Here is a 16,820-nt window from a genome sequence, read left to right as displayed (position 1 = left end):
GTGGTATCGCTGGCAGCGTCAGAGGAGTATAAGAGACAGGGCCAGCACGGCCCCCCAGGCCCCCCAGGCCAGCAAGGCTACTAAGGCCACCGTGCTGGCCGAGGCCCTGCCCTGGCTCAAGCAGCTGCACGGACGCACCGTCGTGGTCAAGTACGGCGGCAACGCGATGACCGACGCCACCCTCAAGACCGCCTTCGCCGCGGACATGGTGTTCCTGCGCAACTGCGGGATCCACCCCGTGGTCGTGCACGGCGGGGGGCCGCAGATCAGCGCCATGCTCAAGCGGCTCGGTATCGCCGGCGACTTCAAGGGGGGCTTCCGGGTCACCACCCCCGAGGTGCTCGACGTGGCCCGGATGGTGTTGTTCGGCCAGGTGGGCCGCGAGCTCGTGGGGCTGATCAACGCCCACGGGCCCTACGCGGTGGGCATCACTGGCGAGGACGCCGGACTGTTCACCGCCGTGCGGCGCAGCGTCCTGGTCGACGGGACGGCCACCGACATCGGCCTGGTCGGCGACGTCGACCGGGTCAACACCGACGCGGTGCGCGACCTGATCGGCGCGGGCCGGATCCCGGTGGTCTCGACCATCGCCCCGGACGCCGACGGCGTGGTGCACAACATCAACGCCGACACCGCCGCGGCCGCGCTGGCCGAGGCGCTGGGCGCCGAGAAGCTGTTGATGCTCACCGACGTCGAGGGCCTGTACACCGACTGGCCCGACCGCACCTCACTGGTCACCGAGATCGACACCGCCGCACTCACCCAGGTGCTGCCGCGCCTGGAGAGCGGCATGGTGCCCAAGATCGAGGCGTGCCTGCGGGCCGTGGAGGGCGGCGTGCCCAGCGCGCACATCATCGACGGCCGCGTCGAGCACTGCGTGCTGGTGGAACTGTTCACTGACGAGGGGACCGGGACGAAGGTGGTCGGCGCATGACACAGGACACCGTGCAACACCCCGAGACCGCGGATCTGCGGCAGCGGTGGTCGGCGGTGATGATGAACAACTACGGCACCCCGCCGTTGGCGCTGGCCGCCGGCCGGGGGGCGGTGGTCAGCGATCCGGACGGCAGGACCTACCTGGACCTGCTCGGCGGCATCGCGGTCAACCTGCTCGGGCACCGCCACCCCGCGGTGATCGAGGCCGTCACCGCCCAGCTGAACACGCTCGGGCACACCTCCAACCTGTACGCGACCGAGCCGGGCATCGCGCTGGCCGAGGCGCTGGTGGGCCAGCTCGGCAACCCCGACCAGGGGGCCCGGGTGTTCTTCTGCAACTCCGGCACCGAGGCCAACGAGGTGGCGTTCAAGATCACCAGGCTCACCGGGCGGACCAGGCTCGTCGCGGCCGAGGGCGGATTCCACGGCCGCACCATGGGTTCGCTGGCGCTGACCGGTCAACCCAGCAAGCGGGCCCCGTTCGAGCCGCTGCCCGGCGAGGTCACCTTCGTGCCCTACGGCGACACCGAGGCCCTGGCCCGCGCCGTCGACGACCGGACGGCCGCGGTCTTCCTCGAGCCCATCATGGGCGAGGGGGGCGTGGTGGTCCCGCCCGCGGGGTATCTGGCCGCCGCCCGCGAGATCACCACCCGGCACGGCGCCCTGCTGGCCCTCGACGAGGTCCAGACCGGCGTGGGGCGCACCGGCGCGTTCTTCGCCCACCAGCACGACGGCATCACCCCCGACCTGGTGACCCTGGCCAAGGGGCTGGGCGGGGGACTGCCGATCGGGGCGTGCCTGGCCATCGGCGACACCGCCGACCTGCTGACCCCCGGGCTGCACGGCAGCACCTTCGGGGGCAACACGGTGTGTACCGCGGCCGCGCTGGCGGTGTTGCGCACCCTGGCCGCCGAGGATCTCGTGAACCGGGCCGGCGCGCTGGGCAAGCACCTCGGCTCCGCGATCGAGGCGCTGGAGCACCCCCTGGTCGACCACGTGCGCGGCAAGGGGCTGCTGCAGGGCGTGGTGCTCTCCGAGCCGGTGGCCAAGGCCGCCGAGACCGCCGCCCGCGAGGCCGGCTTCCTGGTCAACGCCGCGGCACCCGACGTGGTGCGGCTGGCGCCGCCGCTGATCATCACCGAGGCCCAGCTCGACGAGTTCGTCGCCGCGGTTCCCGGCATCCTCGACACCGCGGGAGGGCAGGCATGAGCGCCCCGGTGACCGGGGCGCCGCCGACCACCGGGATTCGCCACTTCCTGCGCGACGACGACCTGTCGCCGGCCGAACAGGCCGAGGTGCTGGCCCTGGCCGCCGAGCTCAAGCGGGCTCCGCTGAGCCGGCGCACCCTGGAGGGTCCGCGTGGGGTGGCGGTGATCTTCGAGAAGAACTCCACCCGCACCCGGTTCTCCTTCGAGATGGGCATCGCCCAGCTCGGCGGGCACGCGATCGTCGTCGACGGACGCAGCACCCAGCTGGGCCGGGAGGAGACGCTGGAGGACACCGGCCAGGTGTTGTCCCGCTACGTCGACGCGATCGTGTGGCGGACCTTCGCCCAGGAGCGGCTGACCGCCATGGCCACCGGTTCGACGGTGCCGATCGTCAACGCGCTCTCCGACGAGTTCCACCCCTGCCAGGTGCTGGCAGATCTGCAGACGCTGGCCGAGAGGAAGGGCTCGCTGGCCGGTCTGCGGATGACCTATCTCGGTGACGGCGCCAACAACATGGCGCACTCGCTGATGCTCGGCGGGGTCACCGCCGGGATGCACGTCACCGTCGCCGCCCCGCACGGGTTCGACCCGGAGCCGGGGATCGTCGCCGCCGCCGAGCACCGCGCCGAGCAGACCGGCGCCTCGGTGTCGCTGACCACCGATCCGATCGCTGCCGCCACCGGCGCCGACGTCCTGGTCACCGACACCTGGACCTCGATGGGTCAGGAGAACGACGGCCTGGACCGGGTCCGCCCGTTCCGCCCGTTCCAGGTCAACGACGCACTGTTGAGCCACGCCGACTCCGAGGCCGTCGTGCTGCACTGCCTGCCCGCCCACCGCGGCCACGAGATCACCGACGAGGTCATCGACGGCGCCCACAGCGCGGTCTGGGACGAGGCCGAGAACCGGCTGCACGCCCAGAAGGCACTGCTGGTGTGGCTGCTGGAGCGGTCCCGATGACCGTGGCCGGGACCCGCGCCGGGCGCCAGGCCCGCATCATCGCGCTGCTGTCGGAACGCCAGGTGCACAGCCAGAGCGAACTGGCCGCGCTGCTGGCCGGTGAGGGCATCGACGTCACCCAGGCCACGCTGTCGCGGGACCTGGAGGAACTCGGCGCGGTCAAGCTGCGCGCCGCCGACGGCGGTGTGGGAGCCTATGTCGTGCCCGAGGACGGCAGCCCGGTTCGCGGCGTCTCCGGGGGCACCGAACGGGTCTCGCGGCTGCTGTCGGACCTGCTGGTGTCCACCGACGCCAGCGGCAACCTCGCGGTGCTGCGCACGCCGCCGGGCGCGGCGCACTACCTGGCCAGTGCCATCGACCGCGCGTCGCTGCCGTACGTGGTCGGGACCATCGCCGGCGACGACACCATCCTGGTGGTGGCGCGCGAACCCATGACCGGGGCCGAACTGGCCGACACCATCGAGAAGCTGCGCTAGCGCAGCCCACACCCGGGGCCCCAAGCCCCCACTAGCCCCTACTAGCAAGGAGATTGGTTCATGTCCGAGCGCGTCATCCTGGCGTATTCCGGTGGTCTGGACACCTCGGTGGCCATCAGCTGGATCGGCAAGGAGACCGGCCGCGAAGTCGTCGCGGTGGCCATCGACCTCGGCCAGGGCGGCGAGGACATGGAGGTGGTGCGCCAGCGTGCCCTCGACTGCGGCGCCGTGGAGGCCGTCGTCGTCGACGCCCGCGACGAGTTCGCCGAGCAGTACTGCCTGCCGACCATCCAGTCCAACGCGCTCTACATGGACCGCTACCCGCTGGTGTCGGCGATCAGCCGCCCGCTGATCGTCAAGCACCTGGTGGCCGCCGCCCGTGAACACGCTGGCGGCATCGTCGCCCACGGCTGCACGGGCAAGGGCAACGACCAGGTCCGGTTCGAGGTCGGGTTCGCGTCGCTGGCACCGGATCTGGAGGTGCTCGCCCCGGTGCGCGACTACGCCTGGACCAGGGAGAAGGCCATCGCGTTCGCCGAGGAGAACGCCATCCCGATCAACGTCACCAAGCGTTCTCCGTTCTCCATCGACCAGAACGTGTGGGGCCGCGCGGTGGAGACCGGCTTCCTCGAGCACCTGTGGAACGCGCCCACCAAGGACGTCTACGACTACACCGAGGACCCGACGGTCAACTGGCGCACCCCCGACGAGGTGATCGTCGGGTTCGAGCGCGGCGTCCCGGTGTCCGTCGACGGTCAATCGGTGACGGTGCTGGAGGCCATCGTCGAGCTCAACCGGCGCGCCGGTGCGCAGGGGGTGGGACGGCTCGACGTCGTCGAGGACCGCCTGGTGGGCATCAAGAGCCGCGAGATCTACGAGGCGCCGGGCGCCATGGTGCTGATCACCGCGCACACCGAGCTCGAGCACGTCACCCTGGAACGCGAGCTGGGCCGCTTCAAGCGGATGACCGACCAGCGCTGGGGCGAACTGGTCTACGACGGGCTGTGGTACTCGCCGCTGAAGACCGCGCTGGAGTCGTTCGTGGCCACCACCCAGGAGCATGTCACCGGCGAGGTCCGGATGGTGCTGCACGGCGGGCACATCGCCGTCAACGGACGGCGCAGCGCGGAGTCGCTCTACGACTTCAACCTGGCCACCTACGACGAGGGTGACTCCTTCGACCAGTCCAGCGCCAGGGGCTTCGTGCACGTGCACGGGTTGTCGTCGAAGATCGCCGCCAAACGCGATCTGGGTCTGTGACCTTGAGCACCAACGAGGGGGGCACCAACGAGGGTGCGCTGTGGGGCGGCCGGTTCGCCGCCGGGCCCGCCGACGCGCTGGCGGCGCTGAGCAAGTCCACCCACTTCGACTGGGCGCTGGCGCCCTATGACGTGCGGGCCTCCAAGGCCCACGCCCGGGTGCTGCACCGCGCGGGACTGCTCACCGACGACCAACGCGACGGGCTGCTGGCCGGGCTGGACAGCCTGGGCAGCGACGTCGCCGACGGCAGCTTCGGCCCGATCCCCACCGACGAGGACGTGCACGGCGCGCTGGAGCGCGGGCTGATCGACCGGGTGGGGCCCGAACTCGGGGGGCGGCTGCGCGCCGGGCGCTCCCGCAACGACCAGGTCGCCACGCTGTTCCGGATGTGGCTGCGCGACGCGGTGCGCCGTGTCGCGAACGGACTGCTGGACGTGGTGGGCGCGCTGAGCGTGCAGGCCGCGGCGCACCCGACCGCGATCATGCCGGGCAAGACGCATCTGCAGTCGGCGCAACCGGTGCTGCTGGCCCACCACCTGCTCGCGCACGCCCACCCGCTTTTACGCGACGTGGACCGCATCGTCGACTTCGACGACCGCACCGCCATCTCGCCCTACGGTTCCGGCGCGCTGGCCGGGTCGTCGCTGGGGCTCGATCCCGACTCGATCGCCGCCGAGCTCGGGTTCGCCGCGGCCGCCGACAACTCGATCGACGCGACCGCCTCGCGTGATTTCGCCGCCGAGGCGGCCTACGTCTTCGCCCAGATCGGCGTGGACCTGTCCCGGCTGGCCGAGGACATCATCCTGTGGAGCTCCACCGAGTTCGGGTATGTGACCCTGCACGACGCGTGGTCGACCGGCAGTTCGATCATGCCGCAGAAGAAGAACCCCGACATCGCCGAGCTGGCGCGGGGCAAGTCCGGCAGGTTGATCGGCAACCTGACCGGGCTGCTGGCCACGCTGAAGGCCCAGCCGTTGGCCTACAACCGTGACCTGCAGGAGGACAAGGAACCGGTGTTCGATTCGGTGGCCCAGCTCGAGCTGCTGCTGCCGGCGATGGCCGGCCTGGTGCGCACCCTGACCTTCGACGAGCAGCGGATGGCCGCGCTGGCCCCGGCCGGCTACACCCTGGCCACCGACGTCGCCGAATGGCTGGTGCGCCGCGGTGTGCCGTTCCGGGTCGCCCACGAGGCCGCCGGCGCCGCGGTGCGGGTGGCCGAGGGCCGAGGGATCGGCCTGGAGGACCTGACCGACGACGATCTGGCCGCGATCAACCCCGATCTGACACCCGAGGTGCGCGAGGTGCTCACCGTCGAGGGTTCGGTCGATTCCCGCAGCGCCCGCGGCGGCACCGCACCGGTGCAGGTGGCCGAGCAACTCGGACTGGTGCACCGCGCGGTCGAGGAGATGCGGATCCGGCTCTCGCGCTGAGGTCCCCGTCGCTGAGGTCCGGGTCGCTCCTGGCCATCGGGTCGGGCCGGGTCACTCCAGCTGCTCGGAGAGCTCCAGCCAGCGAGTTTCCTGCTCGGCGATGCGATCCTCGAGCTCACGCAGCTGCCCGGTGAGGTTTCCCAGGCCGACGTGGTCGGTCTGGTCGTGGGCGGCGAGCTCCTCGTGTTTGGCCGCGACCTGCTCGGACAGTCTGGCCAACGAGCGGTCGATCGAGGAGATCTCCTTCTCGATGCTGCGCAGTTCGGCGCCGGACAGAGCCCGTGCGGGAGCGCCGCCGGCGCCATTACCGGCAGCGCCGCCGGCGCCATTACCGGCAGCACCGCCGGCGCCATTACCGGCAGTGTGGCCGGGACTGGTGCCGGAACCCTCGCCGGTGGGCCCGGGTCGCGACGCCGACCGGGCCGCGGCCAGACGCAGATACTCCTCGACGCCCCCGGGCAGGTGGCGCAGGTGTCCGTCGAGGATCGCGTACTGCTGGTCGGTGACCCGCTCCAGCAGGTACCGGTCGTGGGACACCACGATCAGGGTGCCCGGCCAGGAGTCCAGCAGGTCCTCGGTGGCGGCCAGCATGTCGGTGTCGACGTCGTTGGTGGGCTCGTCGAGGATCAGCACGTTGGGCTCGGCCAGCAGCGTCAGCATCAGCTGCAGGCGCCGCCGCTGCCCGCCGGAGAGATCACCCACCCGGGCCGAGAGCTCGGCGCGGGCGAAGCCGAGCCGCTCCAGCAGCTGGGCCGGGGTCAGGTCGCGCCCGTCGACCTGATAGCCGCTCTTCAACCGGCCCAGCACCTCGCGCACCAGGTCGTCTTCGAGGCCGGCCAGCACGCCGGCCTGCTGGTCGAGCATGGCCAGCTGCACCGTCTTGCCGCGCTTGACCCGCCCGGAATCCGGCACCACCGTCCCGGCGATCAGGCCGAGCAGCGTGGACTTGCCGGCGCCGTTGGCGCCCAGGATCCCGGTCCGTTCGCCGGGGCCGATCCGCCACTCGACCTCGCGCAGCACCGGCTTGCCCGCATAGGAGACCGACGCGTCGAGCAGGTCGATGACGTCCTTGCCGAGGCGGGCGGTGGCCAGCTTGGCCAGCTCGACGTCATTGCGCAGGGGAGGGACGTCGGAGATCAGCGCGTTGGCGGCGTCGATGCGGAACTTCGGTTTCGAGGTGCGCGCGGGTGCCCCCCGTCGCAGCCACGCCAGCTCCTTGCGCATCAGGTTCTGCCGCTTGGCCTCGGCCGCCGCGGCGATCCGGTCGCGTTCCACCCGCTGCAGCACGTAGGCGGCGTAGCCGCCGTCGAACGGCTCGACCAGCCCGTCGTGCACCTCCCAGGTGGTGGTCGCGACCTCGTCGAGGAACCATCGGTCGTGGGTGACCACCAGCAGTCCGCCGGTGTTGCGGGCCCAGCGCGCCTTCAGGTGCGCGGCCAGCCAGGTGATGCCCTCGATGTCGAGGTGGTTGGTGGGCTCGTCGAGGGCCACCACGTCCCAGTCGTCGATCAGCAGGGCGGCCAGCTGCACGCGGCGGCGCTGACCGCCCGACAGCGTGCCCACGGCCGCGCCCCAGTCGATGTCGGCGACCAGGCCGCCGACCACGTCGCGCACCCGCGCATCGCCGGCCCACTCGTGTTCGGCCAGGCCGCCGACGAGTGCCCGCCCCACCGTCTGGTCGTCGTCGAGCACGTCGGCCTGCTCCAGCGCCCCGACGCGGACCCCGCTGCGCCAGGTGACGCGCCCGGAGTCGGGGGTCACGGCCCCGGTCAGCATGCGCAGCAGGCTGGACTTGCCGTCGCCGTTGCGCCCGACGATGCCGATGCGGTCGCCGTCGTCGACGCCCAGTGACACCGAGTCGAACACGACACGGGTCGGGTATTGCAGGTGCAGGCCTTCGGCGCCGAGCAGGTGTGCCATCGCCGCCGACCCTATCGGCCCAGCGGAGCGGGCGCGGGGGTGGCTGTGGGGGTGGCTGTGGGCGTGGCGAAAGCCGCCGAGCCTCCCCGTGGCGTATGCCAGAATGTGCAGGCTGTCGGGGCACACGAGGAGCGTGTTGTAGGGGAGATCGGGTGGATCTGAACTTATCGGCGGTGACCAGACCGGTCGGACGCCTGGTGGCGACGGCCCAGAACGGCCTGGAGGTGCTGCGGCTCGGGGGGCTGGAGACCGGCGCGGTGCCCTCGCCCTACCAGATCGTCGAGAGCGTTCCGATGTACAAGCTCCGGCGCTATTTTCCGCCCGACAACCGGCCCGGCCGCGCCCAGGTGGGCCCGCCGGTGCTGATGGTGCACCCGATGATGATGTCGGCGAACATGTGGGACGTCACCCGCGCCGAGGGCGCGGTGGGCATCCTGCACGAGGCGGGCCTGGATCCCTGGGTGATCGACTTCGGGGAGCCCGACAAGGTCGAGGGCGGTATGCGCCGGACCCTGGCCGACCACCTGGTGGCGCTGAGCGAGGCGATCGACACCGTCAAGAACGCCACCGGCTGCGACGTACATGTCGCCGGCTACTCCCAGGGCGGGATGTTCTGCTACCAGACGGTGGCCTACCGGCGGTCCAAGGACGTGGCCAGCATCATCGCGTTCGGCTCCCCGGTGGACACGCTGGCGGCGCTGCCCATGGGGATCCCGCCCAACCTCGGGGCCGTCACGGCGGACTTCATGGCCGATCACGTGTTCAACCGGTTGGACATCCAGGGCTGGATGGCGCGGATGGGCTTCCAGATGATGGATCCGCTCAAGACCGCCAAGGCGCGCATCGACTTCCTGCGCCAGCTCCACGACCGCGAGGCGTTGCTGCCGCGCGAGCAGCAGCGCCGGTTCCTGGATTCGGAGGGCTGGATCGCCTGGTCGGGGCCCGCGATCTCCGAGTTGCTCAAGCAGTTCATCGCCCACAACCGGATGATGACGGGCGGCTTCGCGATCAACGGCCAGCTGGTGACGCTGACCGACATCACCTGCCCCGTGCTGGCCTTCATCGGCGAGGTCGACGACATCGGGCAGCCGGCCTCGGTCCGGGGCATCCGTCGGGCCGCCCCCAGCGCCGAGGTCTACGAGACCACCCTGCGTGCCGGCCACTTCGGGCTCGTGGTGGGCTCCAAGGCCTCCGAGATCACCTGGCCGACGGTCGCCGACTGGGTGCTGTGGCTGGCCGGGCAGACCTCCAGACCGGCCAACGTCGTGCCGATGGAGGACCAGCCGGATGAGCCCGGCGACAGCGGTGTCCCGCTGGCCTCACGGCTGGTGCACGGCGTGGGGGAGGCCTCCGAGGTCGCGTTGTCGCTGGCCAAGGGTGCCGCCGGCGCCGTGGTGGCGGCCAACAAGTCGCTGCGCACGCTGGCGGTCGAGACGGCACGCACGCTGCCGAGGCTGACCCGGCTGGGCCAGATCAACGACCACACCCGCATCTCCCTGGGCCGCATCATCGCCGAGCAGGCCAGCGGCACCCCCGACGGCGAGTTCCTGCTGTTCGACGGCCGCGTGCACACCTACGAGGCGGTGGACCGCCGGATCAACAACGTGGTCCGCGGCCTGATCGACGTGGGCGTGCGGCAGGGCGAACACGTCGGTGTCCTGATGGCCACCCGGCCCAGCGCCCTGGTGGCCATCGCCGCGCTGTCACGCCTGGGTGCGGTGGCGGTGCTGATGCCCCCGGACGGCGACCTCGCCGAGGCGGTGCGGCTGGGCGGGGTCACCGAGGTCCTCACCGACCCGACCAATCTGGAGGCCGCGCGCCGGCTGTCGGTGCAGGTGCTGGTGCTCGGCGGCGGCGACTCGCGGGCCCTGGACCTTTCCGCCGACGACGACGCCGACGTCATCGACATGGAGCAGATCGACCCCGACACCGTCGCGCTGCCGGGCTGGTACCGGCCCAACCCGGGCCTGGCCCGGGATCAGGCGTTCATCGCCTTCAGCACCGTCAACGGCGAGCTGGTGGCCAAGCAGATCACCAACTTCCGGTGGGCGCTGTCGGCGTTCGGGACGGCCTCGACCGCGGCGCTGGGACACGGCGACACGGTGTACTGCCTGACCCCGCTGCACCACCAGTCCGGCCTGCTGGTGGCCCTCGGCGGTGCGGTGGTCGGCGGGGCGCGCATCGCGTTGTCGCGGGGGCTGTGCCCGCAGACGTTCGTCTCCGAGGTCCGCCAGTACGGCGTGACGGTGGTGACCTACACCTGGGCGATGCTGCGTGACGTCATCGACGACCCCGGTTTCGCGCTGCACGGAAACCATCCGGTGCGGGTGTTCATCGGCTCCGGCATGCCCACCAGCCTGTGGCGGCGGGTCACCGAGGCGTTCGCCCCGGCCCGGGTGGTGGAGTTCTTCGCCACCACCGACGGCCAGGCGGTGCTGGCCAATGTCTCGGCGGCCAAGGTGGGCAGCAAGGGACGCCCGCTGCCGGGCGGTGGCCAGGTCGAGCTCGCCGCCTACGACGCCGAGCACGACGTCATCGTCGAGGACGACCGCGGTTTCGTCCAGGTCGCGGGGACCGACGAGGTCGGCGTGCTGCTGGCGCGGCCGCGCGGGCCCATCGACCCGACCGCCTCGGTCAAACGCGGGGTGTTCGCCGCCGCCGACACGTGGGTGTCCACCGACTACGTGTTCCGCCGCGACGAGGACGGTGATTTCTGGCTGGCCGGCAGCCGGGGCGGCCTGATCCACACCCGTCGCGGCATCGTCTACCCCGAGACGGTGACCAATGCCGCCGGCGGGATCGGCGCGGTGGACCTCGCGGTGACCTACGGCGTCACCGTCGGCGACGGCGACACCGATGCCGCGCTCGCGGTCACCGCGATCACGCTGCGCCCGGGGGCCTCGGTGACCGCCGCGGATCTGACCGAGGCCGTCGCGGCCGTGCCCATCGGAGTGGGGCCCGACATCGTGCATGTCGTCGAGGACCTGCCGCTGTCGGCGACCTACCGGCCCATGGTCGGTGCCCTGCGCGAGGCCGGCGTCCCCAAGCCGGGGCGCCACAGCTGGTACCTGCACGCCGAGGACGGCCGGTTCAAGCGGATGACCGCGGCGGTCCGCAACGAGCTGGCCGGGGCCGCGGCGCAGCCGGCCGCCCGGTAACGCCAGCCGGTAACGTCACGGTGCCGGCCGACGACACCACTGTTAGGCTCGACGCTGACTCCTTCGAGTCCACCTACTTCGTGCTGGAGGAATCCCGATGACCTGGTCGACGTCCAAGCAGTCCGCCACCCGGGTCGGTTCGCGCTGGCGCCGCGTCGTCGCCGGCGGTGTCGCCGGTGTGGGACTGGCGCTGTCGGTGAGCCTGGGTATGGGCGCCGGAATCGCCCAGGCCGACGTGCTCGACCAGCTCGAACAGGAGTTCAGCACCGGCGCCGGCGCGGGGCAGGTCGCCAACCTGCTCAACCAGTCGTTGAAGCTGCGCTCCCAGGGATACAAGCCCACGCAGGCCAACCTCAACGCCGTGCAAGCCGCGCTGGACAAGCGGCCCAACCAGAAGCCCCTGATCGATGCGCTGCAGGCGACGGTCGCCGGCCAGCTCAAGCTGCAGTCGCAGATGGGTTCACAGTCCGGCAGCTCTTCTCAGGGCCCGATCGGTTTCAGCTGGAACGCCGGCCCCTGGGGCCCCAACTGGAACCCGATGGCCGGTGACGGGACCGAGATCTTCCCGATGCCCGGTCGCTGATCCGCGACGCGATCGTGGCGCTCGACGCGAAACTGCTGTCCATCCTGGTCTGCCCGGCCGATCACGGCCCGCTGATCGAGGCCGGTGCCGTGCTGTACAACCCGCGGCTGCGCCGGGCCTACCGGATCGAGGACGGTATCCCGGTGCTGTTGATCGACGAGGCCCGCGAGGTCGATGACGAGGAACATGCGCGGCTGACGGCGGGTCACTGAGCTGCGCTCACGGGTGATACTGAGCTGCGCTCACGGTGATGCTGAGCTGCGCTCACGGTGACACGGGCTGCGTTCACCGGGGCAGGTCGGCGGTCAGGTAGCGCTGCAGATTCGGCGCGATCGTGTCGATGATCTGTTCCAGCGGCAGCGACGCGAACGGCTCCAGCTCCACGATGTGGCGCGCCACCACCACCCCGAGCACCTGGGTGGCCACGAATTCGGCACGCACGATTCCGAAGCCGGGCGGGTCGTCGACGCGTCGGGCGACCTCGGCCAGCACGATCTCGCGCAGGAAGTCCTCGAACATGGCGATGCGGTCGCCGGCCAGGGCCGAGCGCAACGCCGCCTTCATGCCCGCACCGGCCTCGTACTCCCACAGCGGCAGCACCACCGAGGGGATGGTGCGTCCGAGTTCGTCGAGGGGAACCGCGCGCACCCGCTCGAGCACCACGTCGGGGTCGACGGGGATGTCGATGGCCGCGGTGAACAGGTTCTTCTTGGTGCCGAAGTAGTGGTGGACCAGCGCCGCGTCGACACCGGCGGCGGCCGCCACGGCCCGTACCGAGGTGGCTGCCATCCCGTTGCGGGCGAACAGGTCACGGGCACTGGCCAGGATCCGTTCCCTGGTGTCGCCCGCGGGACCCGACGGTCGGCCGCGACGCTTGGGCCCGCCGTGCGTGCCGGCCATGGGCTCAGGGGGTCCGCCGCCGCAGAGTGGCGGCGGCCAGACCCAGGGAAGCCAGCGCGAACGCGAGCACGACGACGATGTCGCGGACGGCCACAGCGGTGAGTTCGGGATGCGCGTCGACCTGCTGCAGCGCCTCCAGCGCGTAGCTGGCCGGCATCACGTTGCTGATCCACTCCAGCCAGGCCGGCATCTGCGCGCGCGGCACGATGATCCCGGCCAGCAGCAGCTGCGGCACGATGAACACGGGCATGAACTGCACCGCCTGGAACTCGGTCCGGGCGAAGGCGCTGGCCAGCAGGCCCAGCCCCACGCCGAGGACGGCGTTGATCACCGCGATGACGAACACCCACACCGGGCTGCCCTGCGTCTGAAAACCCAGCAGCCAGAACGACACGACGCAGGCCAGCGTCGCCTGGGCCGCGGCCGCCAGCGAGAAGGCGGTGCCGTAGCCGGCCAGCAGGTCGAAGCGGCGCAGCGGCGTGGCCAGGATGCGCTCCAGGGTTCCCGAGGCGCGTTCGCGCTGCATCGTGATCGAGGTGATCAGGAACATCACGAACAGCGGGAACAGGCCCAGCAGGATCAGGCACGCGGTGTTGAACGGCGGCGGCGCCCCCGGCCGGGTCGGCACGTTGGCGAACATGAAATACATCAGGCCGATCACCAGCACCGGGACCAGCAGGATCATCGCCACGCTGCGGTGGTCGCCGGCCAGTTGCCGCAGGATGCGGGTGGTGGTCGCGGTGTAGCCGCGCAGCCCTAACCGGTTGTGGGCGCGGTGCTGTGCCGGATGATGGACAGGAACGCCTCTTCCAGTGACGTGCATCCGGTCTCCTTTCGTAGCCGCTCGGCGCTGGTGTGGGCCAGCAACCGGCCGTCGCGGATCAGCAGCAGGTCGTCGCAGTTCTCGGCCTCGTCCATGACGTGGCTGGACACCAGCAGGGTCGTGCCGCGACGGGCCAGGTGGTGGAAGCGTTCCCACAGGTCCACCCGCAGCAGCGGGTCCAGCCCGACCGTCGGCTCGTCGAGGACCAGCAGGTCGGGCCGGGTCACCAGGGCACACGCCAACGACACCCGGGTGCGTTGGCCGCCGGACAGGTCCGAACACAGCGCGGTGCGGTGCTCGTCCAGTCCGACGTCGTCGATGGCCTCGTCCACATCGCGGGCCGCGGCGCCGTAGAGGGCCGCGAAATAGCGGACGTTGTCGACGATTCGCAGATCGTCGTAGATGGTCGGGTCCTGGGGCATGTAGCCCACCCGGCGCCGCAGGTCGGAACTGCCGGCCGGCCGGCCCAGAACGGTGACCGTCCCGGACTTGATGATCTGGGTGCCCACGATGCTGCGGATCAGCGTCGTCTTTCCGCAGCCGGACGGTCCGAGCAGACCGGTGATGGTGCCCGCCGCGATGCGCACCGAGAACTCCGCGAGGGCGCGCCGCTTGCCCCGCACCACGCACAGCGCGTCGATGTCGACGGCGGGCTCGGCGCCGTCCCGAAGTAATTCATCGCTCGATGAACTCATCATGTGATGAATATCCACCGCCGGCGGCCGACTGTCAACGGCGGGCACAATCTCTGGGATGAGCGCCGCCGATCTGGGCACCGACCCGGTCACCGCCGCGCGCCGACTGCTCGGGGCGACCCTGGTGGGACGGGGTGTGTGCGCGACGATCGTTGAGGTCGAGGCCTACGGCGGCGTGCCCGACGGGCCGTGGCCGGATGCCGCCGCACACTCCTACCGCGGGCCCAGCCCGCGCAACCGGGTGATGTTCGGTCCCGCGGGCCGGCTGTACACCTACCGCAGCCACGGGATCCACGTCTGCGCCAACGTCGCGTGCGGTCCCGACGGGACGGCGGCCGCGGTACTGGTGCGCGCGGCGGCGATCACCGCCGGTGAGGAGTGCGCCCGGGGGCGGCGCGGCCCCGGGCCGCGTGCGGCCGCGCTGGCGCGCGGACCCGGGAACCTCTGCGCAGCGCTGGGCATCTCACTGGGCGACGACGGAGCGGATCTGTTCGACGTCCATTCGGACATCCGCCTCGCCCTGGGGCCGGCGACCGCCGAGGTCGAGGCGGGGCCGCGGGTCGGTGTCAGCAAGGCAGCCGACCGGCCCTGGCGTTTCTGGCTGTCGGGACACCCCGAGGTCTCGGCCTATCGGCGCAGCCCCCGGGCACCGGCACCCGGGCTCAGCGACTGAGCTCGCCGCGCGTGCGGGAAGATCAACACCATGGGCACGACGATTCTCGACGAGTTGAACTGGCGCGGCCTGATCGCGCAGTCCACCGACCTCGACGCGCTGCGCGCGGAGGCCGACCGCGGACCGCTGACCGTGTACGCCGGGTTCGACCCCACGGCACCGAGCCTGCACGCCGGGCACCTGGTCCCACTGCTGGCGTTGCGCCGGTTCCAGCGCGCGGGCCATCGCCCGATCGTGCTGGCCGGCGGCGCCACCGGCATGATCGGTGATCCCCGCGACGTCGGGGAGCGCACCCTGAACTCGGCCGATGTCGTGGCCGAGTGGTCGGACCGGATCGGCGGCCAGCTGGAACGGTTCGTGGACTTCGGCGACACGCCCACCGGGGCGGTGGTCGAGAACAACCTGAACTGGACCTCCGAACTGTCGGCGATCGAGTTCCTGCGCGACCTCGGCAAGCACTTCTCGGTCAACGTGATGCTGGACCGCGACACCGTCCGGCGCCGCCTGGAGGGCGAAGGCATCTCCTATACCGAGTTCAGCTACATGCTGCTGCAGGCCAACGACTACGTCGAACTGCATCGGCGCTACGGGTGTTCGCTGCAGGTCGGGGGTTCGGACCAGTGGGGCAACATCATCGCCGGTGTGCGCCTGGTCAGGCAGAAGCTGGGGGCCACGGTGCACGCGCTGACCGTGCCGTTGGTCACCGCCGCCGACGGAACCAAGTTCGGGAAGTCCACCGGCGGTGGGAGTCTGTGGCTCGACCCCGAGATGACCAGTCCATACGCCTGGTACCAGTACTTCATCAACACCGCCGACGCCGACGTCGTGCGGTACCTGCGCTGGTTCACGTTCCTGACACCCGAGGAGCTCGACGACCTGGAGCGGGCCACCGCCGAGAAGCCGCACGAGCGCGCGGCGCAGCGCCGGCTGGCCCGCGAGCTGACCACGCTGGTGCACGGGGAGGCGGCCACCGGCGCGGTCGAGCACGCCAGCCAGGCCCTGTTCGGTCGCGGCGAGTTGGGCGGTCTCGACGAACCCACGCTGGCCGCCGCACTGCGGGAGGCGAGTAACAACCAGGTCGCCGAGCTGGCGCCGGGCGGACCCGACGGCATCGTCGATCTGCTGGTGGCCAGCGGGCTCTCGGCGAGCAAGGGTGCGGCGCGTCGCACCGTCGCCGAGGGCGGGGTGTCGGTCAACAACGTCCGGATCACCTCCGAGGCATGGATTCCCGAGCCCTCGGATTTCCTGTTCGGGCGCTGGCTGGTGCTGCGCCGCGGCAAGCGCAACGTCGCCGGGGTACAGAAGGTCGGCTGACGAACCCGAAAAATCGGGGTGATCTGCGTGACACCACGGTGGTGGCCGGCCGGCGCCGCGACGGCCGCACGCCGCCCCGCCCTGGTGTCATCACCGGACCGCCGGGCCCCCCGGCGCCGCCGGGTGGGCACCCAACCGCCGAACCGGTGCCCGTGAAAATGCCGATCTACCAGGCGATTTGACTCCGAGTTTCCAACGTCGTAACTTATCTCTCGTCGCCGCGACACGGCCTCGCCGGAGAGCGCGGAGACATCCCCGGGAATAACCCTGGTAAACAGGGTGTTCCTACTAGTCCGCTCACAAGATCGCGGCCGAAATGGTCGCGGTTCTGTTGCGCGGTCTGGGGACTGCCCTCGGGCGTGTTGTTTGAGAACTCAATAGTGTGTTTGGTGGTTTTTGTTTGTTGTTTTTTTGCCATGCTCTGACTCCCCGTGTTGGGGTGTGGTTTTTTGATGCCAGTTTTTGGTGTCGTTTTTGTTAGGTC

At 70.9% G+C, this 16,820-nt stretch carries 15 protein-coding genes; 11 read left to right on the top strand and 4 right to left on the bottom strand.

Features of this window, described 5'->3' with window-relative positions; all coding sequences use genetic code 11:
• The first annotated feature begins 28 nt into the window (after positions 1–28).
• The 6 genes from argB to argH are packed head-to-tail and all read left to right on the top strand — an operon-like array spanning position 29 to position 6,270.
• A complete protein-coding gene (gene argB, locus CSR00_RS26400) occupies positions 29–934 on the top strand; it encodes an acetylglutamate kinase (protein WP_099025364.1) in 906 nt (301 codons plus the stop codon).
• On the top strand, positions 931–2,145 hold the full coding sequence (locus CSR00_RS26395; RefSeq protein WP_099025363.1) for an acetylornithine transaminase: 1,215 nt from the start codon (positions 931–933) through the stop codon (positions 2,143–2,145). Before argB ends, CSR00_RS26395 begins: the two co-directional genes overlap by 4 nt.
• Entirely contained in the window at positions 2,142–3,104 is a 963-nt protein-coding gene (gene argF, locus CSR00_RS26390) for an ornithine carbamoyltransferase (RefSeq protein ID WP_099025362.1), read from the top strand. Before CSR00_RS26395 ends, argF begins: the two co-directional genes overlap by 4 nt.
• On the top strand, positions 3,101–3,580 hold the full coding sequence (locus tag CSR00_RS26385) for an arginine repressor (RefSeq protein ID WP_099025361.1): 480 nt from the start codon (positions 3,101–3,103) through the stop codon (positions 3,578–3,580). Before argF ends, CSR00_RS26385 begins: the two co-directional genes overlap by 4 nt.
• Positions 3,581–3,640: 60 nt before the next feature.
• A complete protein-coding gene (locus tag CSR00_RS26380) occupies positions 3,641–4,840 on the top strand; it encodes an argininosuccinate synthase (RefSeq protein ID WP_099025360.1) in 1,200 nt (399 codons plus the stop codon).
• Between the two features lie 2 nt (positions 4,841–4,842).
• Positions 4,843–6,270: an argininosuccinate lyase gene (gene argH / locus CSR00_RS26375; protein WP_099025365.1), complete on the top strand. Its 1,428-nt coding sequence runs from the start codon at positions 4,843–4,845 to the stop codon at positions 6,268–6,270.
• 51 nt (positions 6,271–6,321) lie between these two features.
• Here the strand turns inward: argH and CSR00_RS26370 are convergent, their stop codons facing one another.
• A complete protein-coding gene (locus CSR00_RS26370; RefSeq protein WP_099025359.1) occupies positions 6,322–8,190 on the bottom strand; it encodes an ABC-F family ATP-binding cassette domain-containing protein in 1,869 nt (622 codons plus the stop codon).
• Positions 8,191–8,285: 95 nt separating this feature from the next.
• On the opposite strand from CSR00_RS26370, the gene CSR00_RS26365 reads away from it, so the two are divergent.
• From CSR00_RS26365 to CSR00_RS26355, 3 genes are all read left to right on the top strand, one after another.
• Complete coding sequence (locus CSR00_RS26365; protein WP_099025358.1) at positions 8,286–11,348, top strand: acyl-CoA synthetase; 3,063 nt, start codon at positions 8,286–8,288, stop codon at positions 11,346–11,348.
• 97 nt (positions 11,349–11,445) lie between these two features.
• Positions 11,446–11,931 carry a hypothetical protein gene (locus CSR00_RS26360; protein ID WP_099025357.1) on the top strand — a complete coding sequence of 162 codons (486 nt, stop codon included), beginning with the start codon at positions 11,446–11,448 and terminating at the stop codon, positions 11,929–11,931.
• Positions 11,932–11,945: 14 nt separating this feature from the next.
• Positions 11,946–12,143 carry a Trm112 family protein gene (locus tag CSR00_RS26355; RefSeq protein ID WP_099025356.1) on the top strand — a complete coding sequence of 66 codons (198 nt, stop codon included), beginning with the start codon at positions 11,946–11,948 and terminating at the stop codon, positions 12,141–12,143.
• 73 nt (positions 12,144–12,216) lie between these two features.
• Here the strand turns inward: CSR00_RS26355 and CSR00_RS26350 are convergent, their stop codons facing one another.
• Genes CSR00_RS26350 through CSR00_RS26340 form a run of 3 tightly spaced genes read right to left on the bottom strand, consistent with a single transcriptional unit; the run spans position 12,217 to position 14,352 of the window.
• A complete protein-coding gene (locus tag CSR00_RS26350) occupies positions 12,217–12,831 on the bottom strand; it encodes a TetR/AcrR family transcriptional regulator (protein WP_099025355.1) in 615 nt (204 codons plus the stop codon).
• A gap of 4 nt (positions 12,832–12,835) precedes the next feature.
• Positions 12,836–13,654: an ABC transporter permease gene (locus CSR00_RS26345; RefSeq protein WP_099025354.1), complete on the bottom strand. Its 819-nt coding sequence runs from the start codon at positions 13,652–13,654 to the stop codon at positions 12,836–12,838.
• The gene (locus tag CSR00_RS26340) at positions 13,588–14,352 is read right to left on the bottom strand and encodes an ABC transporter ATP-binding protein (protein ID WP_099025353.1); all 765 of its coding nucleotides are present in this window, start codon (positions 14,350–14,352) and stop codon (positions 13,588–13,590) included. The genes CSR00_RS26345 and CSR00_RS26340 overlap by 67 nt, the downstream gene beginning before the upstream one ends.
• 55 nt (positions 14,353–14,407) lie before the next feature.
• On the opposite strand from CSR00_RS26340, the gene CSR00_RS26335 reads away from it, so the two are divergent.
• Together CSR00_RS26335 and tyrS are read left to right on the top strand one after the other, a co-directional pair.
• A complete protein-coding gene (locus CSR00_RS26335) occupies positions 14,408–15,022 on the top strand; it encodes a DNA-3-methyladenine glycosylase (protein ID WP_099025352.1) in 615 nt (204 codons plus the stop codon).
• Positions 15,023–15,052: 30 nt separating this feature from the next.
• Positions 15,053–16,336: a tyrosine--tRNA ligase gene (gene tyrS, locus CSR00_RS26330; protein ID WP_099025351.1), complete on the top strand. Its 1,284-nt coding sequence runs from the start codon at positions 15,053–15,055 to the stop codon at positions 16,334–16,336.
• Positions 16,337–16,820 lie beyond the last annotated feature (484 nt).

It is taken from the genome of Mycolicibacterium palauense, assembly GCF_002592005.1.
GTDB classification, from domain to species: Bacteria; Actinomycetota; Actinomycetes; order Mycobacteriales; family Mycobacteriaceae; genus Mycobacterium; species Mycobacterium palauense.
Note: the sequence above shows the minus strand (reverse complement) of the source record. Positions and strands in the feature narration are given on the sequence as shown.